Origin of the sequence: Streptomyces sp. NPDC102274, from assembly GCF_044766385.1 — a bacterium.
Lineage (GTDB): Bacteria > Actinomycetota > Actinomycetes > Streptomycetales > Streptomycetaceae > Streptomyces.
This window is the reverse complement of record NZ_JBIWLW010000016.1, coordinates 42697-67710: the sequence shown is the minus strand read 5'-3', so window position 1 is coordinate 67710 and position 25014 is coordinate 42697. Positions and strand designations below refer to the sequence as shown.

Sequence of the window (25014 nt, the reverse complement as noted above, 5' to 3'; positions counted from 1 at the left end):
GCGCTGGGCTACCAGGACTCGAACCTAGACTAACGGAACCAGAAACCGTCGTGCTGCCAATTACACCATAGCCCACCAAAACTGAACCCCCGTGCGGGGGTTTGTCTGGTCTTGCGTCTCCCGGTCGGACCTTTCGGTCTTCTTGGGCGGCGCAGGAAGAACATTACCCGATCGCGGACAGCGCTCCAAAACGAGTATCCCCGCGCAGCAGGCCCGGAAGCTGGCCGAGATCGGTGATCCGTACCAGGTGGGGGCGCCCGCCGATCCCGCCCCGGTCCAGCCAGACGCCGGCGAGCCCCGCGGCCACCGCCCCGCCTGCGTCTATGTCCGGCTCGTTGCCCACGTACGCCACCTCACCCGGGTCCAGTGCCAGCACGTCGCAGGCGGCGTGGAAAGCGGCGGCGGCGGGCTTGGAAACCCCCAGCTCGACCGCGCACACCACGGCCTCGAAGTGGTCACGCACCCCCAGGACGCGCAGCTTGCGGTCCTGGTTGTGGATGCTGGAGTTCGACAGGACGGCCTGCCGGTAGTCGGCGGCCAGCACGTCCAGCACGGCGAGGCTGTCGGGAAACAGCGACCAGGCGGACTCGAAGTGAACGATGTACCGCTCGAACCAGGCGTCCGCCTCCGCGTCGTTCAGCTCGGTCCCGAGGAACATCCGTACGCGGTCGCGCCGCTGCCCCAGGAAGTCCGTCTTCCCCGCGGCGAACCGGTCCCAGTTCAGGTCGGTGATCTCCCGCCAACGCCCGAGGGCCCGGTCGACCGTGGGAAATCGGTCGGCCAGGCCCTCGGCGGCGAGATGATCCCGCATGCCGGCGCGGTCCGCGCTGGTGTAGTCGAAGAGGGTGTCGTCGATGTCCCAGAGGACGGCACGAATCGGCATAACGCCGACGGTACCTCGCGACGGCTCCCCCCGGCCGGGAATCGGGGGCGGTCCCGCCGCCCTCGCCCTTGCCTCGCCCTCAGGACGTCAGGACGTCAGCTTCGTCAGTGCCGCGTCGATCCGGGACAGCGTGCGCTCGCGGCCCAGGATGTCCAGGGACTCGAAGAGCGGCAGACCCACCGTGCGACCCGTGACCGCGACGCGGACCGGGGCCTGCGCCTTGCCCAGCTTGAGGCCGTGCTCCTCGCCCGCCGCGAGCACCGCGTTCTTGAGCGCTTCGGCGTTCCACTCCGCCTCGGCGATCTTCGTACGGGCCGTGGCCAGCAGCGCGTCCGCGCCCGGCTTCATCGCCTTCGTCCAGGACGCCTCGTCCTCCACCGGCGCGTCGAGGAAGAGGAAGTCGACATTGGCGGTGATGTCCGAGAGCACCGTGACCCGGGTCTGGGCCAGCGGGGCCATCGCCTCGAAGGCCGTGGCGTCGAAGGACTCCGGGGCCCACGGAGCGTGCGGGGCCTTCAGCCAGGGGCCGCACGCCTCGATGAATGTCTTGATATCCAGCTGCCGGATGTGGTCGGCGTTGATCGCCTCGGCCTTCTTCAGGTCGAAGCGGGCCGGGTTGGCGTTGACGTCCGCGATGTCGAACGCGGCGACCATCTCCTCCATCGAGAAGATGTCGCGGTCCGCGGCGAGCGACCAGCCGAGCAGCGAGAGGTAGTTGAGCAGTCCCTCGGGCAGGAAGCCGCGCTCGCGGTAGAGGTTGAGGGACGCCTGCGGGTCGCGCTTGGAGAGCTTCTTGTTGCCCTCGCCCATGACGTACGGGAGGTGTCCGAACGCCGGGATCTCCTTCGCGATGCCCAGCTCGATCAGCGCCTTGTAGAGCGCGATCTGGCGCGGGGTGGAGGAGAGCAGGTCCTCACCGCGCAGGACGTGGGTGATCTCCATCAGCGCGTCGTCGACCGGGTTGACGAGCGTGTAGAGCGGGGCGCCGTTGGCGCGCACGATCCCGTAGTCCGGGACATTCTCCGGGGTGAAGGTCAGCTCACCGCGGACCAGGTCCGTGAAGGTGATCGGCTCGTCGGGCATCCGGAAGCGGACGATGGAGGTCCGGCCCTCGGCCTCGTACGCCGCCTTCCGCTCCGCGGTCAGATCGCGGCACTGGCCGTCGTACCCCGAGGGCCGGCCGGCCGCGCGGGCCGCCTCGCGGCGCGCGTCCAGTTCTTCGGTGGTGCAGTAGCAGTGGTACGCGTGGCCCGCGGCGAGCAGCTTCTCGGCGGCGTCGCGGTAGAGGTCCATCCGCTGCGACTGGCGGTACGGCGCGTGCGGACCGCCGATCTCGGGGCCCTCGTCCCAGTCGAGCCCCAGCCAGCGCATCGAGTCGAGCAGCTGCTCGTACGACTCCTCGGAGTCGCGCGCCGCGTCGGTGTCCTCGATGCGGAAGACCATGGTGCCGCCGCTGTGGCGGGCGAACGCCCAGTTGAACAGGGCGGTGCGGACCAGTCCCACATGGGGGTTACCGGTCGGCGAGGGACAGAAACGTACACGGACGGGTCCGTTAGCCACGCTTGATCACCTTGTTGGTGAGAGTGCCGATGCCTTCGATGGTGACGGCGACCTCGTCGCCGACGCTGAGCGGGCCGACCCCGGCGGGGGTGCCCGTGAGGATGACATCGCCCGGGAGCAGTGTCATGGCCTCGGTGATGTGGACGATCACGTCCTCGATGGAGCGGATCATGTCGCTCGTCCGGCCCAGTTGGCGCTGCTCGCCGTTGACCGTGCACTGGAGGGTGAGGTCGGAGGGGTCGAGGTCGGTCTCCACCCAGGGGCCGAGCGGGCACGAGGTGTCGAATCCCTTGGCGCGGGACCACTGGTTCTCGCTCCGCTGGGCGTCGCGGGCCGTGACGTCGTTGGCGCAGGTGTAGCCGAAGATGACGTCCTTCACGCGCTCGCGCGGGACCTCGCGGCACATCCGGCCGATGACGACGGCGAGTTCGGCCTCGTAGTGCACCTCGGTGGAGAAGGAGGGGTACTCGATGGCGTCGCCGGTACCGATCAGCGCGGTGGTCGGCTTGAGGAAGACGACGGGGACTTCCGGTACGGCGTTGCCCAGTTCGGCCGCGTGATCGGCGTAGTTGCGGCCGATGCCCAGGATCTTGTTACCGATCACGGGCGGCAGGAGCCGGACCTTGCTCAGCGGGACCTTGGTGCCGGAGAGCTCGAAGTCGGCGTACGGAATGCCCTTGATGATGTCGAGGACGAGGCCGGCGGGGTCACCGCTGCCGTCGCCCTCGACCGCGCCGAAGGCGACATTGCCGTCGATGGAGAATCTGGCGATGCGCACGGGATGCTGTCGCCCCTCACTCTTGCTGGCTGGTCTGGAGACTGACGCTCCAGGCTAGCGCGGCGGCACGCGGTGCCGCCCTCGCGTACCGACGGGTCGGCCGTCTCGGCGGGGGACGGAGAGGGAGGGCCGGAAATGGATCACCCGGATTCGGGCCCGGCGGGAACCTACTGGGCGACGGGCGCGTCCATGAGGGTCGTACGGCGAGGGTTGGCGGTCCGGTTCGGCAGCTCGACAACGTGCTCCGGGTGCTCCACGGGGACCAGTTCCTCGGCGTCCTTCAGATGCGCCAGCGTGGTGCGCCGGGGGTTGGCGGTGGTGCGGAAGATCATCGTCGTCTTCATCTCTGCTGTCAGACCCTGTCGGTGTACGGGCGCCGGGGCGCCGCTTGTCGGATGTGCCATCCCTGTAAAGCGTCAGGCTAAACACCGAATTCCCCGCCGGAGCGGGCATCCACCGGCGATCATCATGTGAGTTTGCTCACGACTCGCCGAGCATATCCCGCATTACGGACAGGGTTCATGGATCAAGGAAACGGACAATGCGTTACTGAACGTTACATTCCGCTCCCGATCATGAAGACTGGGACACCCCCTACCCGTACGCGGCTCGTCAATAAAAGTCCCATTCCTCCGCGAACCCTTTCTACGGCTTGTGATGTGCCGCTCACACCGTGTCATTCAGGTCACAGGGCTGCCGTCTGCCCTTGTTGGAGATCCCGCACTGTGCTGGAATTCCCCCCACCGCCGCGGGTTTCAAGCACCGGCGCGCAAGGGCGCAACGCAGCGCCGAGTGGCGGTGGGGAAGGGGAGCAAGCGCCGGTCACTCACGACCACCATGGGGAGCGCTCAGCGCCCCAAGACGCCGACACCGTCCCGCCGTTCGCGGGGGGACGCCTGGTCCAGAGGTTGCGACGCTAGTGCAGGGACGTTTCAAGAGGGATAGCAGCGCTGCGGCGGAGCAGGAGTCCCGTGGCGGAACCGACCGCGGCTCCTCGCCCCAGCACACCCAGACCCCGGGTCCGGCATCGTCGGGCGAGACCGGCGGCCGTGCCGGACGCCCCGGAGCGGCTCCGGGCGGCGCCGGGTCACCGGCCACGCCGCAGTCAGCGCCCAAGGCAGCGGCGCCAACCGAGGCGGGGTCGCGAATAGCGCTGCGCAACTGGCGCATCAGTACGCGCCTGGTGGCGCTGCTCACCCTCCCCGTGGTCGCGGCCACCACCCTGGGTGGACTCCGGATCAACGAGTCGTTGAGCGACATGCAGCAGCTGGACCACATGCAGCTGCTCACCAAGATGACCAAGGAGGCGACCAGCCTGGCCGCCGCGCTCCAGCTGGAGCGTGACGAGTCGGCAGGTCCGCTCAACAACGGCGTCAACCCCAAGGACTTCAAGGTCCAGGACCGCCGTACGTCGACCGACCGCGCGAAGAGGGCGTTCCTCGACGCCACGGTCGACATCGGCAACACCGACGGCGACCAGGCGCTGGAGAGCATCCGCTCCAACGTCAACCAGATCGCCACCCAGGTCAACAAGATCAACGAGATCCGCAAGGACGCCTACACGTCGGACGCGCAGTCGCTGACGGTCGACGCCTACAGCGGACTGATCGACTCGCTGCTGAGCCTCTCGCAGGACATGGCGCAGGCGACCAGCAACCCGGACATGATCAAGCGGACCCGCGCGCTGGCCGCGTTCTCGTCCGCCAAGGAGTACGCGTCGATCCAGCGGGCGATCATCGCCGCCGCGCTGCCGGCCGACCCGAAGACCAAGGGCAAGCTCACCGAGAACGACCGCCTCTACGGTCTGGCCGCGGCGACGAAGGAGAAGAACGCCCTCACCTCCTTCAGCCGGCTCTACGAGTCGATGGGCGGCGACGCCGAAGAGCTGATGGCTCCGCTCAACGGCCAGGGCAACCCGGAGATCCAGGCGTCCGAGAAGTACGCGGACCGCGTCCTCGGCACCACCGACGGGCTCCAGACGCAGGCCAACCGCTCGTATCTGGACTGGACGGACCAGGCCTCCACGCGCATCGACGCGATGAAGACCATCGAGGCCACGCTGCTGGGCGAGATGGAAGGCAAGGCCCGCGAGCTGCGCACCAGTTCGCAGCAGGACGCGATCATCAACGCCGCCGTGATCCTGCTCGTGCTCGGGGTCTCGCTGGTCGGCGCCTTCGTGGTGGCCCGCTCCATGATCCGCTCGCTGCGCCGGCTCCAGGACACCGCGACGCGGGTCGCCCAGGACCGGCTGCCCGAGCTGGTCAAGCAGCTCTCCGACTCGGACCCGCAGGATGTCGACACCTCGGTCGAGTCGGTCGGCGTGCACTCCAAGGACGAGATCGGAAAGGTCGCCGCGGCCTTCGACGACGTGCACCGCGAGGCGGTCAGGCTCGCCGCCGAGCAGGCCCTCCTGCGAGGCAACGTCAACGCGATGTTCACCAACCTCTCGCGCCGCAGCCAGGGCCTCATCCAGCGCCAGCTCTCCCTCATCTCCGAGCTGGAGTCCCGCGAGGCCGACCCGGACCAGCTCTCCTCGCTCTTCAAGCTCGACCACCTCGCGACCCGTATGCGCCGTAACGGCGAGAACCTCCTCGTCCTCGCGGGCGAGGAGCCGGGCCGCCGCTGGACGCGCCCCGTCCCGCTGGTCGACGTGCTCCGTGCCGCCGCCTCCGAGGTGGAGCAGTACGAGCGCATCGAACTGTCCTCGGTTCCCACGACCGAGGTCGCGGGCCGGGTCGTCAACGACCTCGTACACCTCCTCGCCGAGCTGCTGGAGAACGCCACGTCGTTCTCCTCGCCGCAGACGAAGGTCCGGGTCACCGGTCACGCGCTGCCCGACGGGCGGGTGCTCGTCGAGATCCACGACACCGGTATCGGTCTCTCGCCCGAGGACCTCGCGGCGATCAACGAGCGGCTCGCCTCGCCGCCCACCGTGGATGTCTCGGTCTCGCGCCGCATGGGTCTGTTCGTGGTCGGCCGGCTCTCGCTGCGTCACGGCATCCGGATCCAGCTGCGCCCCTCCGACTCGGGCGGTACGACCGCGCTGGTCATGCTGCCGGTCGATGTCGCCCAGGGCGGCAAGAAGGGCCCGGTGGGCCGGCCGGGCGCGAGCGTCGGTCCCGGTGGCCAGAACGGCGCGGTCCAGGCTCCCGCCGGTGCGGGCGGCCAGTTGACCGGTGCTCCTGGCACGGCCGGTGGCGGCCGCCCCGGCCTCGGTGCCGGAACCGGCGGCGGTCTGCTCGGCGCGGGTGCGCCGCGCGGCCAGGTGGGCGCCGGTACGGGTCCGCGCGCCGCGCTGCCGTCCCGCGACGGCGCGCAGGGCGGCTCCCAGGGCGGTGGGTCGCGGGACCCGCAGCGTCAGGGTTCCGGCCAGCCCAGTGTCTTCAGCCAGAACGCCTTCGGCGCGCCGCCCCAGAACGGTCCCGGCCAGAACGGTCAGGGCCAGGGCCGTACGGACCGTCCCGGCGCGCGGGGCGGACCGAACAGCGGGCAGGACCAGGGTGTCCGGGCCGGCCAGGGCGGTCAGAACGGCTTCAGCGGCCACGCCCAGAACGCTTTCCAGCAGGGCCAGCCGGGCCAGCAGGGCGGCGCCCCCGACCGTGGCCGGCAGCTCCCGCCGCCCGGCGGACCGCGCGCCGAACTGCCCGGCGGCAACCCGCGGCCCCAGCGGCCGCAGGCGACGAGTTGGGGCAGCGAGCAGCAGGCCGTCCCGATGCGTCCCTCGCTGGACGCCCCGCGCGGTCACGAGGAGCACGAGTCCACGGGCCAGTTCGCCCGGCCCACGGCCGAGCAGCAGGGCCCGGGTTCCACGGCGGAGTTCCAGCGCCCGGACTTCAACGGGCCCAGGCCCGACCAGAATCCGGCGCAGCGCGGTGGCCCGCAGGATGTGGCGTCCACCGCCCCGTTCTCCCGTCCGGACTTCAACGCGCCGGCCCCCGCGGGCTACGGCTCCGGGGAGTACGGCGTCCCGCAGGGCCAGAACGCGCAGTCCGGCTTCCGTCCACCGGCGGAGTACCCGTCCTCCGAGTACCCGCCCGCCGAGTACAGCGCTCCGCAGCAGGGCTTCAACGCCCCGCGGCCCCCGGCCCCGGCCCCGGCGCCCGGTTCCGAGGGCGGCTACCGCCCGAGCCTGCCGTCGCAGCCGCAGCCGGAGGCGCTGCCCCCGGCCGGTCCCGGTGACGGCCGTACCCCGCTGTACGACACCCTGGAGACCAACTGGTTCCACGGCTCGCAGCAGGGCGGCGGCCAGCAGCCGCAGGACCGCGGTCCGGCCGCGCAGTCTCCCGTACCGCCCGCGCAGCAGCGCGAACCGATGCCGCGGCGCGAGCCCGAAAACGGTTCGGGGCCGGGCGGTCAGGGCACCAACGGCTCCGGTTTCCAGACATCCGGTACGAACGGTTCCGGATTCGGCACCTCGGGGACGAACGGCTCCGGCACCAACGGCGCCGGCATCACCTCCTCCTGGCGTACATCGCCCAACGACGAGCTGGTGCGCCAGGCCGAGCGGGTCAAAAAGCCCCAGGCCGGCGGCATCACCACCTCCGGTCTGCCCCGCCGGGTCCCGCGCGCCAATCTGGTGCCGGGGACCGCGCAGGAACAGAACAACCAGGCCGGTCCGCAGGTCTCGCGTGCGCCGGCCGACGTACGCGGTCGGCTGACCAATCTCCGTCGGGGTATCCAGCAGGGTCGTCAGGCGGGCAACACCGGCCCGACGAACAGCGGCTTCAACCTCGGCACCTCTCACCAGCAGGAGCGTTAGTTGAGTCCGATGAGTCAGGCTGCGCAGAATCTGAACTGGTTGATCACCAACTTCGTGGACAACACCCCTGGGGTGTCCCACACGGTCGTGGTCTCCGCCGACGGACTTCTGCTGGCCATGTCCGAGGGCTTCCCCCGCGACCGCGCCGATCAGCTCGCGGCCGTGGCGTCCGGTCTGACCTCGCTCACCGCGGGGGCTTCCCGGATCTTCGAAGGCGGCCCGGTCAACCAGACCGTGGTGGAGATGGAGCGCGGCTTCCTCTTCCTCATGTCCGTCTCCGACGGTTCCTCCCTGGCCGTCCTCGCACACCCCGAGTGCGACATCGGTCTGGTGGGGTACGAAATGGCCCTCCTGGTCGATCGCGCCGGTACGGTCCTCACTCCGGACCTGCGCGCCGAACTCCAGGGAAGTCTGTTGCACTGAGGCTCCCGAGGATCGCCCCAAGCCCCATCACCGTCAGGCCGCCCAACCCCGGCCCCCCACCGGCCAAGTCAGACGGCACGCAGACATCCTGCTGTCACGCCCGGAGGATTCATGACCCCGCCACCCGCCTCGCACGATCCGTACGGCGCCTCGGTCGACGCGTCGTACGGTCCTGAAGGCGATCAGCCGCTGGTACGTCCGTACGCCATGACCGGCGGCCGGACCAGGCCGCGGTACCAGCTCGCCATCGAGGCGCTGGTCAGTACGACGGCAGACCCGGCGCATCTCGCCACCCTGCTCCCCGAGCACCAGCGGATCTGCCACCTGTGCCGTGAGGTGAAGTCGGTGGCCGAGGTGTCGGCGCTGCTGACGATGCCGCTGGGCGTCGCGCGCATCCTCGTGGCCGACCTGGCGGAAGCGGGCATGGTCGCGATCCACCAGCCGGGTAACGGAGAGGCCGGCGGCACGCCGGATGTGACACTGCTCGAAAGGGTGCTCAGTGGACTTCGCAAGCTCTAGCGGCGGAGCAGCCCGGTCGACCACCAGCGCGAAGATCGTGGTGGCGGGCGGCTTCGGCGTGGGCAAGACCACGTTCGTCGGCGCCGTCTCGGAGATCAACCCGCTGCGTACCGAAGCCGTCATGACCAGCGCATCCGCCGGCATCGACGACCTCACCCACACCGGAGACAAGACCACCACCACCGTGGCCATGGACTTCGGCCGCATCACCCTCGACCAAGACCTCATCCTGTACCTCTTCGGCACCCCCGGACAGGACCGCTTCTGGTTCATGTGGGACGACCTCGTCCGCGGCGCCATCGGCGCCGTCGTCCTCGTCGACACCCGCCGCCTCGCCGACTGCTTCCCCGCAGTCGACTACTTCGAAAACTCAGGACTCCCCTTCGTCATCGCCCTCAACGGCTTCGACGGACACCAGCCCTACACCCCCGACGAAGTACGCGAAGCACTCCAGATCGGCCCCGACACCCCCATCATCACCACCGACGCCCGCCACCGCGCCGACGCCAAAAGCGGACTCATCACCCTCGTCGAACACGCCCTCATGGCCCGACTCAAGTAGACGAGCGGCTACGGTAGTTGACGTAGGAGATCTGAGAGGCGGGCTATGTCGTTCGGACACGGCCCGCCTCCATGTTCATAACATTTCGACAGAGAATTCACGGCCCCCGGACACCCGACGCACTCGTCCGGTGTCGCTGCGCTCACATCAGCCCCGCCTTTTGACGGGGCTCGTTCTTTATGCCCGTTTTATGTGAGGCTTGTACCACTCGGAATGGCTGATTCCTGCTGTTTGGAATGGGACCCTTACCCGTGCTGGAATTCGACAACTCCCGAGTAGTACGGCCCTGAACAGAACACGGCACAAACGTAGGTGCCGACGCCGAGAGGTTGTTGGTCGAGTGAGGCGAAGCAAGACGAGCTCCGCGGAGCAGCAGGCGCGGGGCAACTTCACCCCGCCGCCGCGCGCAGCGGTGCCGCCTGCGGTCGCGACCGGCTCGCCGCCGGTGGCGGGCAGCTCCAGCCGGTTCTCGCCGCGCAACTGGCGCGTGCGCACCCGGCTGAACGCCATTCTGCTCATCCCCGTGCTGGTCGGCCTCGTGATGGGTGGATTCCAGGTCAAAGGGTCCATCGACACCTGGCGCGAAGCGCAGGACGCCGAGCAGACGGCGCTTGTCGTACGGGCCGCCGCGGAGTACGGCCAGGCACTGCTCAATGAGCGCGACCTCACCGCGCAGCCGCTGCTGACCAACAAGCGCGACGCCCAGAGCGTCGTCCAGGCCCGCGCGGCCACGGACGCCGCGAAGAAGAAGTTCGACGTGGCGGTGCGGGACATGCCCGCGAAGGAGGGCCTGAAGCGCCGTCTCGGCCTGTTCCGCGGCGAAGAGCCCAAGCTGGAGAACGTCCGGAAGACCGCGTACACCGCGGGCGTCGAGACCCCGGAGAAGAACGGCGACAACGGCGGTCCCGTAGCGACCGAGGAGGGTTATGTGCTGGTTCAGCACTCCCTCATGGAATTCGCCAACGAACTCGGGCTCGGCACGAGCAACATCACCAGCTACGGCCGTACCGTCTACGCGATCCAGCTCGCCAAGGCCGCCGAGTCGCTCCAGCGCTCCATCGGGATGCATCTGCTGGTCAGGCCGAGCCAGAAGGAAGACGTCAGGAACGGCCAGTTGGTCGCGTTCTCCTCGTACGCCTACCTGGAGGACATCGCCGTCGGCGAGTACGTCTCCGGCGGCACCGCCGAGGACGTCCTCAAGCTTCAGGACGTGATGAAGGAGCAGGCGGCGGCCGGGGCGAGGAAGCTCGCCACCGCGCAGCAGCAGGCCATGGCCGCCGGCCAGGACTTCAAGGCGCCGCCGAGCAAGGACGGCTCGGTCCTGGACGGCATGGTCGCGGCCATCGCCACCGGGGACAGCCCCGAGCAGCTCGCGGCGCGCGGGGTCACACCCGAGACATGGATGGCCGCCTCCACCGCCAAGTTCGACGGCTACACGGTGATCGAGAAGGGTCTCGTCGACAGGGCCGTCATCGACGCCGCGCAGATCTCGGTGAACGCCAGGAACGACGCCATCATCAACGGCGCCGTCGTGGTGATCGCGCTGCTGGCCGCGTTCATCCTGGCGGGCATGATGGCCCGGCAGATGAGCCGTTCGATGCGCTCGCTGCGTACGGCCGCGTTCGGGATCGCCGAGCAGCGGCTGCCGATGCTGGTCGACCAGCTCTCCCGGGCCGAGCCGGGCCGGGTCGACACCCGGGTCCAGCCCATCCCGATCGATTCGCGCGACGAGATCGGCGAGGTCGCCCGCGCCTTCGACCAGGTCCACCGCGAGGCGGTCAGGCTCGCCGCCGAGCAGGCCATGCTCCGCGGCAACGTCAACGCGATCTTCACGAACCTCTCGCGCCGCAGCCAGTCGCTGATCGAGGGCCAGTTGTCCCTGATCTCCGAGCTGGAGAACCGCGAGGGCGACCCCGACCAGCTGGAGAACCTCTTCAAGCTGGATCATCTGGCGACCCGTATGCGGCGCAACGGCGAGAACCTGCTCGTCCTCGCGGGCGAGGAGCCGGGCCGCCGCTGGAACCAGCCGGTGCCGCTGGTGGACGTGCTCCGCGCCGCCTCCTCCGAGGTGGAGTCGTACGAGCGCATCGAGCTGTCCGGCGTACCCGAGACCGAGATCCACGGCCAGTCCGTGACCGACCTCGTGCATCTGCTGGCGGAGCTGCTGGAGAACGCCACCACGTTCTCCTCGCCGCAGACCAAGGTGCGGGTCACCGCGACCCGGCTGCCCGACGGCCGGGTGATGATCGAGATCCACGACAAGGGCATCGGCCTGACCGCCGAGGACTTCGCGGACATCAACCACAAGCTGGCCAACCCGCCGACCGTGGACGCCACCGTCTCCCAGCGCATGGGACTCTTCGTGGTCGGCCGGCTCGCCGACCGGCACGGTATCCGCGTCCAGTTGCGCCCCTCGGGCGAGCAGGCGGGCACGACCTCGCTGGTCATGCTCCCCGACGCGATCACACACGGCGGCGGTGGCGGCGAACCGGCCGCGGCCGACGACTTCACCGTCTCGCAGATCATGCCCGACCAGCCGGTGGCGCAGCTGGAGGAGCAGGCCTTCCCGACCACTCCGATGCTGACCGCCGCCGAACTCGGCTTCGACGACTCCCGCTACGAGGAGCAGCAGCCGGCGGCGGGCGACTCCCGCACGCTGGACCCGGTCAACCGCACGCTGCGGCGCGAGGAGCGGCGGGCCGCGCTGGGCGGTGCGCAGGACGTCCCGCAGCCGCTCTTCACCGACCAGATCGACGGCCAGTACCGCGAGGAGGTCGACGGCCGGTACGCGCCTCAGCAGGCGTCGTACGACCCCGGCTACGCGGCACGGCCGGAGGAGAACGGCACGGCGTACCAGAGCGGCGGTTACGAGGAGTACCGCGCGCCCGACACGTACCAGCAGCCCGACGCGTTCCAAGGACAGCAGGGACAGCAGGGGCAGCAGGCTTACACGGAGGCGTCGTACCAGCTTCCGCAGGGCTCCGAGGGAACGTACGAGAACGCCTTCGGCGCCCAGCCCCGCCAGGAAGACTGGACTGCTCAGAACGGCTACCAAGGCGCGTACGCACCCGAGTCGCGGACCGAAGCGGAATCTGCCGGGGGCGCTCCCGGGACGGCCGGCGAACGCGTAGGCTTCGACCGTCCGGGCCCTTCCCGGAGCGCGAGCCACGCGCTGACGGATGCGGGCCTGCCGCGCCGGGGAAGCAGCCAGCAACCGCAGGAGCGGCAGCCCACCGGTCAGGACGAGGGCCAGACCGGTCAGAACGGTCAGACTGATCGGACGGGACAGTCCGACCAGGCGGCGCCGACCTCGCTGCCCGGCGAGGGCGGCGACGGCAGCGGCACCGGCCGGAGCGAGGCGGCCGACTCGGAGGACTGGCGTTCCACGAACGACGACCGCTGGCAGCGGGCCGAGAAACTGCGTGAGCCCAAAGCCGGCGGAGTCACCTCGTCCGGTCTCCCCCGCCGCGTGCCCAAGGCCAATCTGGTCGAGGGAGCGGCGGAGCAGACCCCACAGGGCGGTACCCAGGTTTCCCGCGCCCCGGAGGACATTCGTGGCAGGTTGAGCAACCTGCGACGCGGTGTCCAGCGGGGACGCAACGCGGGAGCGGACACGAACGGACCGGGCTACGGCTCGGGCAGTACCTACAACCAGGAGCGTTAGTGTGAGCCCGATGAGCCAGGCGGCGCAGAATCTGAACTGGTTGATCACCAACTTTGTGGACAACACCCCTGGGGTGTCCCACACCGTGGTGGTCTCCGCCGACGGACTCCTGCTGGCCATGTCCGAAGGATTCCCCCGCGACCGCGCCGATCAGCTCGCGGCCGTGGCGTCCGGTCTGACCTCGCTCACCGCGGGGGCTTCCCGGATCTTCGAGGGGGGCGCCGTCAACCAGACCGTTGTCGAGATGGAGCGCGGCTTCCTCTTCCTGATGTCCATCTCGGACGGTTCCTCACTGGCCGTCCTCGCCCACCCGGAGGCCGATATCGGCCTGGTGGGCTACGAGATGGCCCTGTTGGTCGACCGCGCGGGCACGGTCCTCACCCCGGACCTCCGCGCCGAGCTCCAGGGAAGTCTGCTCAACTGACAGACAGTGCGCTGCCCGCCGCCGCACCATTAGGGTTCGGTGGCGCGGATTCCACAGGTCCGTCAACATAGGGCCCGGCGACCGGCAGTCGGAGGAGGAAACGTGGCTACACCCCCAGGCGGACATCCCTATGACGATGACGCGCGGTACCCGGGTGAGCATGCCCGGAACCGCTTCAACTTTCCCTCCACGCCGAGCAGTCAGGTCGGCCAGGGGAACCAGGACCGTACGCGCCCACCACAGCGCGCACCGCGGCAGCAGCCCCACCCCCCGCCGCAGCAGCCGTACGAGCAGCCGCAGCGGCCCCGCATCCAGCCGGTGCAGCCGCGGCACTCGCCCGAGCCCGAACCCATGGGCACGCACAACCCGTTGGTGCGCCCGTACGCCATGACCGGCGGCCGGACCAGGCCGCGGTACCAGCTCGCCATCGAGGCGCTGGTCAGTACGACGGCCGATCCGTCCCAGTTGCACGGGCAGTTGCCCGAGCACCAGCGGATCTGCCAGTTGTGTTTCGAGATCAAATCGGTCGCCGAGATCTCGGCGCTCCTCTCCATCCCCCTCGGCGTGGCCCGGATCCTCGTAGCCGACCTGGCGGAGGCGGGACTTGTCGCCATCCATCAGCCCGGCGGCGACGAGGCCGTCGGAGGCCAGCCAGACGTGACACTGCTCGAAAGGGTGCTCAGTGGACTTCGCAAGCTCTAGCGGCGGTGCAGCCCGCTCAACCACCAGCGCGAAGATCGTGGTGGCGGGCGGCTTCGGCGTGGGCAAGACCACGTTCGTCGGCGCCGTCTCGGAGATCAACCCGCTGCGTACCGAAGCCGTCATGACCAGCGCATCCGCCGGCATCGACGACCTCACCCACACCGGAGACAAGACCACCACCACCGTGGCCATGGACTTCGGCCGCATCACCCTCGACCAAGACCTCATCCTGTACCTCTTCGGCACCCCCGGACAGGACCGCTTCTGGTTCATGTGGGACGACCTCGTCCGCGGCGCCATCGGCGCCGTCGTCCTCGTCGACACCCGCCGCCTCGCCGACTGCTTCCCCGCAGTCGACTACTTCGAAAACTCAGGACTCCCCTTCGTCATCGCCCTCAACGGCTTCGACGGACACCAGCCCTACACCCCCGACGAAGTACGCGAAGCACTCCAGATCGGCCCCGACACCCCCATCATCACCACCGACGCCCGCCACCGCGCCGACGCCAAAAGCGGACTCATCACCCTCGTCGAACACGCCCTCATGGCCCGACTCCGGTAACCGTGGCAGTCATACGAAGGCCCCCGCACTCACCAGGAGTGCGGGGGCCTTCGTCGGTGCCTCGGTGCCGCGTGCTCGCGTGCTGGGCGATGTGCTCTCAGCCCTGCCAGCTGTGCGGGGCGCGGAAGCCGGGCGTGCGCTCCAGCCGGCGCCAGCCGGCGGTGGAGCGGCCCCGGTGGGCCGGGGACTCGGGCTGCGCGGCGGCACGGGCCATCAGCACCGCCGTGATGGCGGCCAGCTCCTCGGGGCCGGCCTGGCCCTTCTCGACGCGCAGCAGGGATTCGTTCGTGGGATCGCTCATGGAGTCGTGTCTCCGTCTTCTCGGCGGGAGGGCGCGGGACGCAGGGTCACTGCGGGGGGTTGCCGTGCTTGCGGGACGGCAGGTCGGCGTGTTTGGTGCGGAGCATCGCGAGGGCGCTCGCGAGCACCTCACGGGTCTCCGCGGGGTCGACGACGTCGTCGACCAGTCCGCGCTCCGCCGCGTAGTAGGGATGCATCAGCTCGGCCTTGTACTCCTTGACCATGCGGGCTCGCATGGCCTCGGGGTCCTCGGCCTCGGCGATCTGCTTGCGGAAGATGACATTGGCGGCACCCTCGGCGCCCATCACCGCGATCTCATTGGTCGGCCAGGCGTACGTGAGGTCGGCCCCGATGGACTGGGAGTCCATCACGATGTAGGCCCCTCCGTACGCCTTGCGCAGGATCAGGGAAATCCTCGGCACCGTGGCGTTGCAGTAGGCGTACAGGAGCTTGGCACCGTGCCTGATGATCCCGCCGTGCTCCTGGTCGACGCCCGGCAGGAAGCCGGGCACATCCAGCAGCGTGACAATGGGGATATTGAAAGCGTCGCACATCTGGACAAAGCGCGCAGCTTTCTCCGATGCCTCGATATCCAGGACCCCTGCCAGTGACTGCGGCTGGTTGGCGACGATCCCGATGACCTGACCGTCCAGTCGCGCCAGCGCGCAGATGATGTTACGGGCCCAGCGCTCGTGGATCTCCAGGAAGTCGCCCTCGTCGACGAGTTCCTCGATGACCTTGTGCATGTCGTACGGGCGGTTGCCGTCCGCCGGCACCAGATCGAGCAGCACGTCGGAGCGGCGGTCCGCCGGGTCCCCGGAGGCGACTGTGGGCGGGTTCTCCCGGTTGTTCTGCGGAAGCATCGACAGGAGGTAGCGCACCTCGGCGATGCAGGTCTCCTCGTCGTCGTACGCGAAATGCGCGACGCCCGAGGTCTCCGCGTGCACATCGGCACCGCCCAGACCGTTCTGGGTGATCTCCTCACCCGTGACGGCCTTGACCACATCAGGGCCCGTGATGAACATCTGGGAGGTCTCACGGACCATGAACACGAAGTCGGTGAGCGCCGGACTGTAGGCGGCACCGCCCGCACACGGCCCGAGCATCACACTGATCTGCGGGATGACACCGGAGGCGCGGGTGTTGCGCTGGAAGATCCCGCCGTAACCGGCGAGCGCCGACACACCCTCCTGGATCCGGGCCCCCGCCCCGTCGTTCAGCGAGACCAGCGGCGCACCGGCCGAGATGGCCATGTCCATGATCTTGTGGATCTTCGTCGCGTGGGCCTCACCCAGCGCACCACCGAAGATCCGGAAGTCATGCGCGTACACGAAGACCGTACGACCCTCGACCGTGCCCCAGCCGGTGATGACACCATCGGTGTACGGCTTCCTGGACTCCAGGCCGAAACCAGTGGCGCGGTGCCTGCGCAGCTGCTCGACCTCCCTGAACGACCCCTCGTCGAGCAGCAGCTCGATACGCTCCCGAGCCGTCAGCTTGCCCTTCGCGCGCTGCGCCTCGGTCGCCCGGTCGCTCGGCCCACGACGGGCCTCCTCGCGCAGGGCGTGCAGTTCGGCCACACGGCCCCGGGCGTCTGCGGCCTCGTCCGTCGTCTCGTCCACTACGGTCATGTCCCAACCCTACGAAGAGCACCAAGGAATCGCGCCGTCGACTCCACACAGTCTCGTGGCGGTATTCCTGGTGGGCCTGGACAGAACCCGGCCCGATGCGGGGTTCCTGAACAGGAAGGTACCCCCGACTCTTGTGGGATTCCCCTAGATGTCAGCTCACGGCAAACTCACAGCGATGGCTCGCGCCCGCTGTTCCCGGAGTGATCCTCAGCCGTACGCTACGGCCCGCCGCGAGCACCTCGACGGCCGGGTCCCGGCCGGTGACCCGCCGTACCGGCCGGTCCCAGACGATCTCCAGCGGCTCCCCCGTGCGGGTGGGCCCGCTCGCGACGAGCACCGCCGTACGGCCGCGGACCACGACGAGCACGCTGGCGGGAGCGGACGCGGTGAGCGGCCCCGCCGTCCCCGGCCGCCAGAAGTTCGCGGCGGTACAGCCGAGTGAGCGGATCTCCATCGCCTGCAGGGCCGCCGTATTGGCGAGGATCCCGAGCCAGTGACGGTCGGCGGCGCGAGCCGTCACGGTACGCCGGGAGGCGCCGGGCAGCAACAGATAGGCGTACGAGGCGTCCACCGGATCGATGCCGTGGTCCAGCCAGAGAGTCCGATAGCGGCGAGTACGCCGTTCGGTGGAACTGGTGGTGTTGATGTCGCTCCAGGCGCCGGTGCGCACCTCCGCGAGGGTGTGTACGCCGGCGCCGCCGGGGAAGACCCAGCCGCCATGGCCGTCCAGATGGGCCCAGCGGGGGCGCGGCCCGTCGTCGAGCGTGAACGCGTCGGCGCCGTTCTCGCCGAGGTTGCGGTTGTCCACGACCGTCTCGGCCGGCACCCCGTCCGCGGCGCTGATCCCCGCGCCCAGACAGATGACGGCGTCGGCCGCGAAGAACCACGACTTGCGGGCTTCGAGGGTCGAGCCGAGGCCCTTGAGATGCTGGCCGACGGCGGCGAACTCCCCGTCCGTCGCGCCGCCGACCCACCGTACGGCCGGTTTGGGGGCGCCCCACTCGCCGCCTGCCCGGTCCGCGAGCCGCTTGGTGGAGACCGTCGTGCCCGGCAGCCGGTACGGGTCGACCGTGGGCCAGAACCAGTCGGTGTACTGGTCGTTGCCCCGGTCCGCGCCCCACCAGTAGAGCATTCCGGCGCCGGTGTGCCAGCCGCGCGGATTCTCGCCGTTGCCGCACTCGTAGTGCGTGATCCGGTCCGAGGCCATGGAGAGCGCGGCGGCCCAGCCGGGCCGCCGGTGCACGGCGCGGTCCATCGCGGTGAAGAGCGTGTGGCCGACCGGCTCGGGAGCGGCGGGTACCGCCGAGGCGGCGACGGCGTGCAGCCGGGAGAGGTCGGCGACCTCGAACTGGCGGGCGGTGAGGATCGGCGAGACGGTGTCCCGCTCGATCCACCCCTTGACCAGGGCGGTCCAGCGCTCCCGCTCGGCCGGGGAGGCGCCGCCGGCGAGCAGGGGGATGGCCGCGATCAGCCCCTGGCCATGGAAGTGATCGCTCCGCATCACCGCCTGATCGTCGCTCGTGAGATAACCGCGGCTGATGGCCCGGCCGTTGACGCCGTCCATCATCAGCCCGTTGTAGATCAGCGGTGCGAAGGCGTGCTCCACGCTGTCCAGGACGATCTGCCGATGGGGGTCGGTGACGGCCCAGGTGGAGCCGGCGAGCAGGGTGAACAGCCGGCCGAGCCCGTCCAGCATGACCTGCCCGTACGTACCGGAGTAGGCGACCCAGGTGTGCTGGACGAAGGAGCCGTCGACGTAGAGGCCGTCGCCCTTCGTGACATACGGGAAGACGGGCGAGAGGGCGTCGCGGGCGAGGGCGAGCTTGGCGGGGGCGCGGCCGAGCACCCCGCGCAGGGCGACGGAGCGGCAGAGGTCGACCCGGTTGGCGCCGGTGCTGGTGCCCGAGTAGTCGGTGAGCAGCGCGTCGGGGACGAAGTGGTCGACGGCGGCGCAGGCCGCGGCCCGCTGCTCCTCGGTGAGGTGCTCGTACAGGACGGCCACGAGATCCATGAGCAGCCGGGGAGAGCCGATCTGCCACTCCCACCAGTTGCCGTACGGAGTGGTCCCGGGACGGTAGGCGGTGGCGGCGAGATGGCCGAGGCCGCGTACGACGTCGGCGAGGAGCGCCGCGTCGCCCGTGAGCCCGGTGCCCGGCTGCGCGTAGGCCTGCGCCATCGTCCACAGCCTGCTGTAGCTCTGGGTGATTCCGGACGGCGGATCGAAGGGGTGGTCCGGCCAGAGGGAGGCGGTGGCCGGGGCCATCGACTGCCGGAAGCGCGCGGCCAGCTCACCGGTCCGCGCGAGCCGGGAGGCGTACGGCTCGACGGCCGGGTCGTAGCCGGTGCCGAGCTGGAGTTCCACCCAGCGCCGCCGCAGCTCCTCGAACTCGTCGGCGGCGGCCCGCTGTCCGGCGGCGGCCGGGCGGGAGAGCGCGAGCGAGAGGGGGAGCGCTCCGGTGACGGTCAGCAGAGCACGACGGGACCAGGCGGACAGCAGCGACACGGAGACCCCCACGATCGGAAGTGGTGTAGACCGGCAGCCCGTTGGTCTAGGGCGTGTCTTCAAAGTAGCGCCGTCCGCCCGCCGGGCAGGCGGGACTTTGAAGACAGGCCCTAGCACCCCGTCCGGCGGCTTTCAACGGTCCCGACGCGGGCCCGCCCAACAGCGGCCCGTGTCAGCCGTGTTGTGAAGACCTCAATATTTTGAGAGCGCTCTCAGGCTCAACTCTTGACGCGTTCCCCGCGCGTCGCGAGAGTGGGTGCCCACGCAGGCGCGGCCCCCACATACCGCGTTACTCCCTGCGTTCCCCCCACATTCCAGGAGAACATTCGTGATATCCCGCAGACTGTTCCTCACCGGCACCGCCGCGGCCGCGACAGCGCTCACCTATCCCGCCTGGGGAAGCGTACTCAGCCCCCACGCGTCGGCCGCCCCGGAGACCTGTGAGCTCGCCCTGCGGAACACGTCGCTGCCGGGCGCGGTCAACGCCTACGTCACCGGCCACGACCAGGCCACCAACGGCTGGGTGCTGCTGCGTGCCGACGGCAGTGTCTACCGGCCGGAGTCACCCGGGGCGCCGGGGACCCCGCTGCCGGTCGACTGCGCGATCCCGCTGAACCCCGCGGGCGGCGCGCCGGTCGTCCTGACGCTGCCCCGGATGTTCGGCGCCCGCGTCTACTTCGTACGCGACGACACGCTGGACTTCTTCCTCAACCCCGGCCCCGCCCTGGTCGAGCCCGCCTTCGCGACCTCGGCCGACCCCAACTACGGCCGTACCTGGTCGTTCTGCGAGTTCACCTTCAACCAGGACCAACTGTTCTCCAACATCAGCTATGTCGACCTGGTGACGGCCCTGCCCATCGGCATCACGTTGGAGGGCGACGCCACCCATACGGTCGCCCCGCTGCCCGAAGGCGCTCTGGACCGGATCGCGGACGGGCTCACCGCCCAGGCGGGGGTGGACGGACACCCCTGGGACCAGTTGGTCCTGCGCGGCGGGGACGGGCGGGTCCTGCGGGTCATCTCGCCGCAGAACCTGGCCGGCCAGACGCCCTTCGCGCGTGTCTTCGACAGCTATGTCGACCAGGTCTGGGAGAAGTACCGCTCCACGGATCTGCGGATCGATCTCCAAGGCGGGCGGGGCGTGTTCACCGGCCGGGTCAGCGGCGACACGCTCACCTTCAACGGGGGTCACACCTTCGCCAAGCCGACCTCGATGGACATCTTCACCTGCAACAGCGGCCCGTTTGCCAACAACCCCGCCGACTCGGACGACAAGAAGGGCCTGCTCGCCCGGCTCGGGGCCGCCTTCAACCGCTCGACGGTGCTCAGCCACGCGGACCAGCCGAACGGCGCCACGGCGGCCGACTACTACAAGGACCCGGTCACCAACCACTTCGCCCGGGTGGTGCACGCCAACACCCCGATCGGCTACGCCTTCCCGTACGACGACGTGCAGCCGGACGGTCAGCCGGACGTCTCGGGCGCGGCGCACGACGGCAACCCGCGCCGCTGGACGGTGTCGGTCGGTTCCTGACCCTGCTCCCGCGCGAAAGCTCCCCGCGCACCCGCACTCCCGCACTCCCGCACGACGACGGTGCCCCGCCCTCCCGAGCCGGGGAGGGCGGGGCACCGTCCTGTGTACGGACCGCGAACGGCGTCAGCAGCCGCCGCAGTTGTAGAACGTCACATCCCAGTGGTTGCCCTCGTCGGCGTAGAGATTGCCCGCACCGGACTGCCACTGCGGATAACCGTCGCCGCGCACTCCGATGTACGTGAAGGTGTTCTTGATGTAGTTGGTGACGCAGGTGGCCTTGCCGAAGTCGAGCTTGTAGCCGTTCCAGTGCGAGTACGTGCCGCCCGCGTGGCCGGTCTCCGTACCACCCGTGACGTTGAGGGCGCAGCCGCTGGCGCTCCGCAGGGTCTGTGCCCCCTTCGCCGTGTCCAGGTTGAGCTGGTCGAACGACGTACAGGTCGGGTTGTTGCGGTCGGAGCAGCCACCGGACGAGGACCAGGTGATCCCTGACGACCGGAACATCGAGGTGGCGGTGGCGTGGGTGATCTTGGTGGCGGCCTGAGCGTCCGTGGCCGTGCTCAGGACACCGAAGCCGGGGGCGAAGAGCGCGCCGAGCACAAGGGCGAGCGCGCTGAGAACCGAGCGGATTTTCATGGGGGGATTCCCTCTCCTGCTGAAGACCGTTGAGCCGATTGGTGCCGATGGGCGATGGGGCCAATGGGTCGGTGGGGCAGGTGGAACAGGGAGATCGTGCCCGATGTCTACGCGCGTCCGCCAGAGGGCGTCGCACTCGCTCGGCCTCGATCGGGTGACATTGTTGAAATCTGAACCAGAGACATCTATGGTGATGGTGGTTGAAGCTTAAACGACTACGGCGCGCACCACTTCCTCAGGAGGAACCATGGGACTCTTCGGCCGCAAGAACGACTCGGCTCAGGCGGCGACCTCCGCGGGCACCGCGACCGCCACGGTGGACCCGGCGCTCGCCGCGCTGACCGGCGAATACATCATCGACCCTGCGCACAGCACGATCAGCTTCACCGTCCGGCACGCGATGGTCACCAACGTCCGCGGTACGTTCACCGAGCACGAGGGTTCGCTGAACCTGGACGGTTCGGATCCGGCGGGCTCCTCGGCGTCGATCGAGGTCTCGATCGCCAGTGTCGACACCGGGATCGCCGACCGCGACGGTCATCTGCGCAGCGCCGACTTCTTCGACGCCGAGACGTTCCCGAAGATGTCCTTCCGCTCCACCTCGGTCGAGCAGCTGGACGCGGAGACGTACCGGCTGACGGGTGACCTCTCCATCAAGGACGTCACCCGCCCGCTCACCATCGACCTGGAGTTCAACGGTTCGGCCACCGATGTGTACGGCAACGAGCGCGTCGGTTTCGAGGGCAGCGCCACGATCCTGCGCTCCGACTGGGGCCTGACCTGGAACGCCGCGCTGGAGACCGGCGGCGTGATGGTCAGCGACAAGGTCAAGCTGAGCTTCGACATCTCCGCGATCAAGAAGGCCTGACCGGCACGATCGCGGTACGACGAGGTCCGGCCCAGGAGGGGTCCGGCCCGGAAGGGTCCGGCCGGAAGGGGTCCGGCCTAGAAGCCGCCGCCCCCGTCGAACCCGCCACCCCCGCCGGAGTCCCCTCCCCCGCCGAAGCCTCCGCCGCCGAAGTCGCCCGGGTCGTAGTCCGAGCCCGAGTAGTCGCCGCCGCTGAAGCCGGACGGGTCGCCGCCGCCGAAGTCCGCGGCGTAGGCGGGGGTCGCCATCATCGAGCCGAGCAACGTGCCCACCAGCAGCCCCGGCAGCAGCCCGCCGCCGAAGTAGCCGCCGGCCCACGGTCCGTACGCCGGCCCGGCCTCCCAGTAGGGGCGGGGGCCTTGCTCGGTCTGCACCGTACGGGTCTGCGGTTCCGTACCGTCCGCCAGCCGGGCGGCGTCGGCCGCGCAGACCGGGACCGTACGCCGGACACCGGCGGGCGGGGCCCACTCCGCGTCCGTCGTCGAAGGGCCGTGCCGCGGATCGAAGAAGCACGGCGAACGGCGCTCCGGAAGCGGGGCGCCCGTTCTGCGTGCGGCCAGCGTGGCCAGCTCGAACCGGCCGTCATCCAGCACCTCGGTCACTCCCCGTACGTCCTCGGGCCGTTCCGCCGCGCCCATCAGGGACTTGGCCTTCTCGTAGGAGTCCAGGGAACGTTCGTAGTCGGCGCGCATCGCGTCATCGGCGCCGGGCTCACCGGGGTGGAAGTCCAGCCGGTCCAGCTCCTCGCCGAACGCGGTGATGTCCTCGTCCACGACGACCCGCAGCTTCTCCAGCACCTCGCGGACGCGCTCGTCGCGCTTGCGGCGGTTGACGCGCGCCACGGTGTACGCGCCCGCGCCGCCCAACACGACCACGGAGCCGAGCACGATCAGCCCGGTGGCAGAGCTGCCGACACCGCCCGATCCCGACCCCGTGTCCCAGGAGGCCGGGGCCTGGCCGCGGATCTGCGGAAGGGCCTGGTCGACGAAGTTGTTCAGCTCGGTCGCGGCGTCGACCGGGCCGCCCGCCTTGACCGCGGCCGTGAGATTGCCGACGGCCTGGCTGGGCAGCACCACCGGGTCGGCGCCCGCGTTGAACCCGTCGCCGAGACGGATGGCGTACAGCCCCGTCACGCCGGTCTCGGCCCGTACGCTGTTCAGCACGGACGCGGCCGGGAACTCCGCGGTCGCCGGCAGGACCGCCACGAACAGCGGTTTGTCCGCGTCCTTGATCTTATTCGCCAGGTCTCCGGCCTCGGACGCCGAGAGCTGCCCCGCGGCCCGTGGGTCCACATAGACCGGACTCTTCTTCAGGGCCTCGGCCACCGTCTGAGTACCGGTGGCCGCGGGCGCGTCGATGGCGGCCTGAGCGCCCGGCGCCACCAGGAAGGCCGTGGCGAGGAAGGCGAGAAGCAGCCCGGACAGTAGCGATATCAGCCTCGTCCTCATACGTATGACGCTACCCGAAGTACGGCCAAACCGGACGGGCGGAGGACGGGCGAAGGACGCGCGAACCAGGGGCGAAACGGGAACGAGGACTGACGAGGACCAACGGAAACGAGGGCTTACGGCGCCGACTCGCGGACGACGATCTCGGTCGGCAGGACGACCGGCCCGTCGGGACCGGACGACGTCCCGGCGAGATGTCCGAGCAGCAGCCGAGCCGCCGTCTCACCCATCCGCTGGGTGGGCTGACGGACGGTGGTCAGCGGTGGCTCCGTGTGCCGGGCCAGCGGAACGTTGTCGAAGCCGACCACCGCGACATCGTCGGGGACCTTGCGCCCCGCCGCCCGCAGGGCCCGTAGCGCGCCGGCCGCGCTGACGTCGTTGTGCGCGAACACGGAGTCGAAACGGACCTGGTTGTTGAGGAGCTTCTCCACCGCGAGCCGTCCCGACAGTTCGGTGAAGTCCCCCACCATGACGAGTTCGGTGGGCAGGACCTCGACGAAGCCCCTGAGCCGGTCGCGTACGCACCCGAAGTGCTTCGGGCCGGTGATCACGAGTGGTCTGCGGCGCCCGCCGGCCAGCAGATGACGGGCCGCGGAGGCGCCGCCCTCGTGGTTGGTGGTCACCACGGACGGAAAGCCCACGGGGCGGCTGCCCCGGTCGTCGATCAGTACGACGGGCAGTCCCTTGCGGTGCAGTCCGATGATGGTGTCGAGGGTGTTCTCCGGCTCCACGACGAGCAGCCCGTCGAAGGCGCGGGCCGAGACCTGGGTGACGAAGTGCTCCACCGATTCGGGGCCGCGGTTGCAGGTGAAGAGCAGCAGGCCGTAGCCGGCCGCCTCGACGGTGTCCACGACCCCCTGAAGGACCTCGCCCATCCATGGCCAGCTCAGCGCGGGCACCAGCATGCCGATCGTATGGCTGCTGCCGCGGGCCAGTCCGACGGCGCCCGAGCTGGGTACGTAGCCGAGCCGGGCGATCACGGCGCGGACGCGGGCGGCCGTGCCCCGGTCGACTTCACCTTTGGTATTGATCACCCGTGACACGGTCGTCTTGCTGACGCCGGCCTCACGCGCCACATCGGCGATGGTGACGCGCATCGTGGCCTCCCCGAAGAGGTGGGAAACCGGTCGCGGCCCCACAGGCCGGTACCGGTCCCGGAACCGGTACCGGTGCTCCGCGGTGAGTTAACCGGCGCACCGGACCGCCGTCAACACTTCACGCCGAGATTGGTCCCCACCTTTGTTACGTACCAGGCGGGCCG

The 25014-nt window shown here is 69.7% G+C and carries 20 protein-coding genes and 1 tRNA gene; 10 read left to right on the top strand and 11 right to left on the bottom strand.

What is annotated here, in order from left to right; all coding sequences use genetic code 11:
- Nucleotides 1–3: 3 nt before the first annotated feature.
- From ACIRQP_RS21985 to ACIRQP_RS21965, 5 genes are all read right to left on the bottom strand, one after another.
- Nucleotides 4–75, bottom strand: a tRNA-Gln gene (locus ACIRQP_RS21985).
- 88 nt (nt 76–163) lie between these two features.
- A complete protein-coding gene (locus tag ACIRQP_RS21980; RefSeq protein ID WP_403892644.1) occupies nt 164–883 on the bottom strand; it encodes an HAD family hydrolase in 720 nt (239 codons plus the stop codon).
- Between the two features lie 87 nt (nt 884–970).
- A complete protein-coding gene (gene gltX, locus ACIRQP_RS21975) occupies nt 971–2443 on the bottom strand; it encodes a glutamate--tRNA ligase (protein ID WP_403892642.1) in 1473 nt (490 codons plus the stop codon).
- Nucleotides 2436–3221: a fumarylacetoacetate hydrolase family protein gene (locus tag ACIRQP_RS21970; protein ID WP_403892640.1), complete on the bottom strand. Its 786-nt coding sequence runs from the start codon at nt 3219–3221 to the stop codon at nt 2436–2438. Before ACIRQP_RS21970 ends, gltX begins: the two co-directional genes overlap by 8 nt.
- A 167-nt stretch (nt 3222–3388) precedes the next feature.
- Nucleotides 3389–3565: a hypothetical protein gene (locus tag ACIRQP_RS21965; protein WP_403892638.1), complete on the bottom strand. Its 177-nt coding sequence runs from the start codon at nt 3563–3565 to the stop codon at nt 3389–3391.
- Between the two features lie 575 nt (nt 3566–4140).
- Here ACIRQP_RS21965 and ACIRQP_RS21960 point away from each other — a divergent pair.
- From ACIRQP_RS21960 to ACIRQP_RS21925, 8 genes are all read left to right on the top strand, one after another.
- Entirely contained in the window at nt 4141–7980 is a 3840-nt protein-coding gene (locus ACIRQP_RS21960; protein WP_403892636.1) for a nitrate- and nitrite sensing domain-containing protein, read from the top strand.
- Between the two features lie 9 nt (nt 7981–7989).
- Nucleotides 7990–8403 carry a roadblock/LC7 domain-containing protein gene (locus ACIRQP_RS21955; protein WP_030351794.1) on the top strand — a complete coding sequence of 138 codons (414 nt, stop codon included), beginning with the start codon at nt 7990–7992 and terminating at the stop codon, nt 8401–8403.
- Between the two features lie 111 nt (nt 8404–8514).
- Nucleotides 8515–8922 (top strand): DUF742 domain-containing protein, encoded by a 408-nt coding sequence (locus ACIRQP_RS21950; RefSeq protein WP_030351795.1) that lies wholly within the window; start codon nt 8515–8517, stop codon nt 8920–8922.
- Nucleotides 8903–9484 carry an ATP/GTP-binding protein gene (locus tag ACIRQP_RS21945; protein ID WP_189282429.1) on the top strand — a complete coding sequence of 194 codons (582 nt, stop codon included), beginning with the start codon at nt 8903–8905 and terminating at the stop codon, nt 9482–9484. The genes ACIRQP_RS21950 and ACIRQP_RS21945 overlap by 20 nt, the downstream gene beginning before the upstream one ends.
- Before the next feature lie 340 nt (nt 9485–9824).
- Nucleotides 9825–13148, top strand: coding sequence for a nitrate- and nitrite sensing domain-containing protein (locus ACIRQP_RS21940; RefSeq protein WP_403892634.1), 3324 nt, complete (start codon nt 9825–9827; stop codon nt 13146–13148).
- Nucleotides 13149–13158: 10 nt separating this feature from the next.
- Nucleotides 13159–13572, top strand: a complete 414-nt coding sequence (locus tag ACIRQP_RS21935) for a roadblock/LC7 domain-containing protein (RefSeq protein WP_010984131.1) — start codon at nt 13159–13161, stop codon at nt 13570–13572.
- Between the two features lie 102 nt (nt 13573–13674).
- Entirely contained in the window at nt 13675–14274 is a 600-nt protein-coding gene (locus tag ACIRQP_RS21930) for a DUF742 domain-containing protein (protein WP_403892632.1), read from the top strand.
- Nucleotides 14255–14836: an ATP/GTP-binding protein gene (locus ACIRQP_RS21925; protein WP_031229389.1), complete on the top strand. Its 582-nt coding sequence runs from the start codon at nt 14255–14257 to the stop codon at nt 14834–14836. The genes ACIRQP_RS21930 and ACIRQP_RS21925 overlap by 20 nt, the downstream gene beginning before the upstream one ends.
- A 97-nt stretch (nt 14837–14933) precedes the next feature.
- Here ACIRQP_RS21925 and ACIRQP_RS21920 read toward each other — a convergent pair whose 3' ends face one another.
- The 3 genes from ACIRQP_RS21920 to ACIRQP_RS21910 form a co-directional block, all read right to left on the bottom strand.
- Nucleotides 14934–15137, bottom strand: a complete 204-nt coding sequence (locus ACIRQP_RS21920; protein WP_403892630.1) for an acyl-CoA carboxylase subunit epsilon — start codon at nt 15135–15137, stop codon at nt 14934–14936.
- Between the two features lie 46 nt (nt 15138–15183).
- Nucleotides 15184–16767, bottom strand: coding sequence for an acyl-CoA carboxylase subunit beta (locus tag ACIRQP_RS21915; RefSeq protein ID WP_403892628.1), 1584 nt, complete (start codon nt 16765–16767; stop codon nt 15184–15186).
- A gap of 151 nt (nt 16768–16918) precedes the next feature.
- Nucleotides 16919–19261 carry a polysaccharide lyase 8 family protein gene (locus ACIRQP_RS21910; protein ID WP_403892821.1) on the bottom strand — a complete coding sequence of 781 codons (2343 nt, stop codon included), beginning with the start codon at nt 19259–19261 and terminating at the stop codon, nt 16919–16921.
- 337 nt (nt 19262–19598) lie between these two features.
- Between ACIRQP_RS21910 and ACIRQP_RS21905 the strand changes: the two genes are divergently transcribed.
- On the top strand, nt 19599–20804 hold the full coding sequence (locus ACIRQP_RS21905; protein ID WP_403892626.1) for a glycoside hydrolase family 64 protein: 1206 nt from the start codon (nt 19599–19601) through the stop codon (nt 20802–20804).
- Between the two features lie 123 nt (nt 20805–20927).
- Here ACIRQP_RS21905 and ACIRQP_RS21900 read toward each other — a convergent pair whose 3' ends face one another.
- Nucleotides 20928–21437, bottom strand: coding sequence for a hypothetical protein (locus tag ACIRQP_RS21900; protein WP_403892624.1), 510 nt, complete (start codon nt 21435–21437; stop codon nt 20928–20930).
- Nucleotides 21438–21684: 247 nt separating this feature from the next.
- On the opposite strand from ACIRQP_RS21900, the gene ACIRQP_RS21895 reads away from it, so the two are divergent.
- Nucleotides 21685–22305 carry a YceI family protein gene (locus ACIRQP_RS21895; protein WP_403892622.1) on the top strand — a complete coding sequence of 207 codons (621 nt, stop codon included), beginning with the start codon at nt 21685–21687 and terminating at the stop codon, nt 22303–22305.
- A 77-nt stretch (nt 22306–22382) separates the two neighbouring features.
- Here ACIRQP_RS21895 and ACIRQP_RS21890 read toward each other — a convergent pair whose 3' ends face one another.
- Together ACIRQP_RS21890 and ACIRQP_RS21885 are read right to left on the bottom strand one after the other, a co-directional pair.
- Complete coding sequence (locus ACIRQP_RS21890; protein ID WP_403892620.1) at nt 22383–23753, bottom strand: hypothetical protein; 1371 nt, start codon at nt 23751–23753, stop codon at nt 22383–22385.
- 116 nt (nt 23754–23869) lie between these two features.
- Nucleotides 23870–24850, bottom strand: a complete 981-nt coding sequence (locus ACIRQP_RS21885; RefSeq protein ID WP_403892618.1) for a LacI family DNA-binding transcriptional regulator — start codon at nt 24848–24850, stop codon at nt 23870–23872.
- Nucleotides 24851–25014 lie beyond the last annotated feature (164 nt).

Bases quoted from the DNA above. Each gene is read 5' to 3' on its own strand.
- ACIRQP_RS21980 (WP_403892644.1), bottom strand. From the start codon at position 883: ATGCCGATTCGTGCCGTCCTCTGGGACATCGACGACACCCTCTTCGAC.
- ACIRQP_RS21965 (WP_403892638.1), bottom strand. From the start codon at position 3,565: ATGAAGACGACGATGATCTTCCGCACCACCGCCAACCCCCGGCGCACC.
- ACIRQP_RS21955 (WP_030351794.1), top strand. From the start codon at position 7,990: ATGAGTCAGGCTGCGCAGAATCTGAACTGGTTGATCACCAACTTCGTG.
- ACIRQP_RS21950 (WP_030351795.1), top strand. From the start codon at position 8,515: ATGACCCCGCCACCCGCCTCGCACGATCCGTACGGCGCCTCGGTCGAC.
- ACIRQP_RS21935 (WP_010984131.1), top strand. From the start codon at position 13,159: ATGAGCCAGGCGGCGCAGAATCTGAACTGGTTGATCACCAACTTTGTG.
- ACIRQP_RS21920 (WP_403892630.1), bottom strand. From the start codon at position 15,137: ATGAGCGATCCCACGAACGAATCCCTGCTGCGCGTCGAGAAGGGCCAG.
- ACIRQP_RS21915 (WP_403892628.1), bottom strand. From the start codon at position 16,767: ATGACCGTAGTGGACGAGACGACGGACGAGGCCGCAGACGCCCGGGGC.
- ACIRQP_RS21900 (WP_403892624.1), bottom strand. From the start codon at position 21,437: ATGAAAATCCGCTCGGTTCTCAGCGCGCTCGCCCTTGTGCTCGGCGCG.
- ACIRQP_RS21895 (WP_403892622.1), top strand. From the start codon at position 21,685: ATGGGACTCTTCGGCCGCAAGAACGACTCGGCTCAGGCGGCGACCTCC.
- ACIRQP_RS21890 (WP_403892620.1), bottom strand. From the start codon at position 23,753: ATGAGGACGAGGCTGATATCGCTACTGTCCGGGCTGCTTCTCGCCTTC.
- ACIRQP_RS21885 (WP_403892618.1), bottom strand. From the start codon at position 24,850: ATGCGCGTCACCATCGCCGATGTGGCGCGTGAGGCCGGCGTCAGCAAG.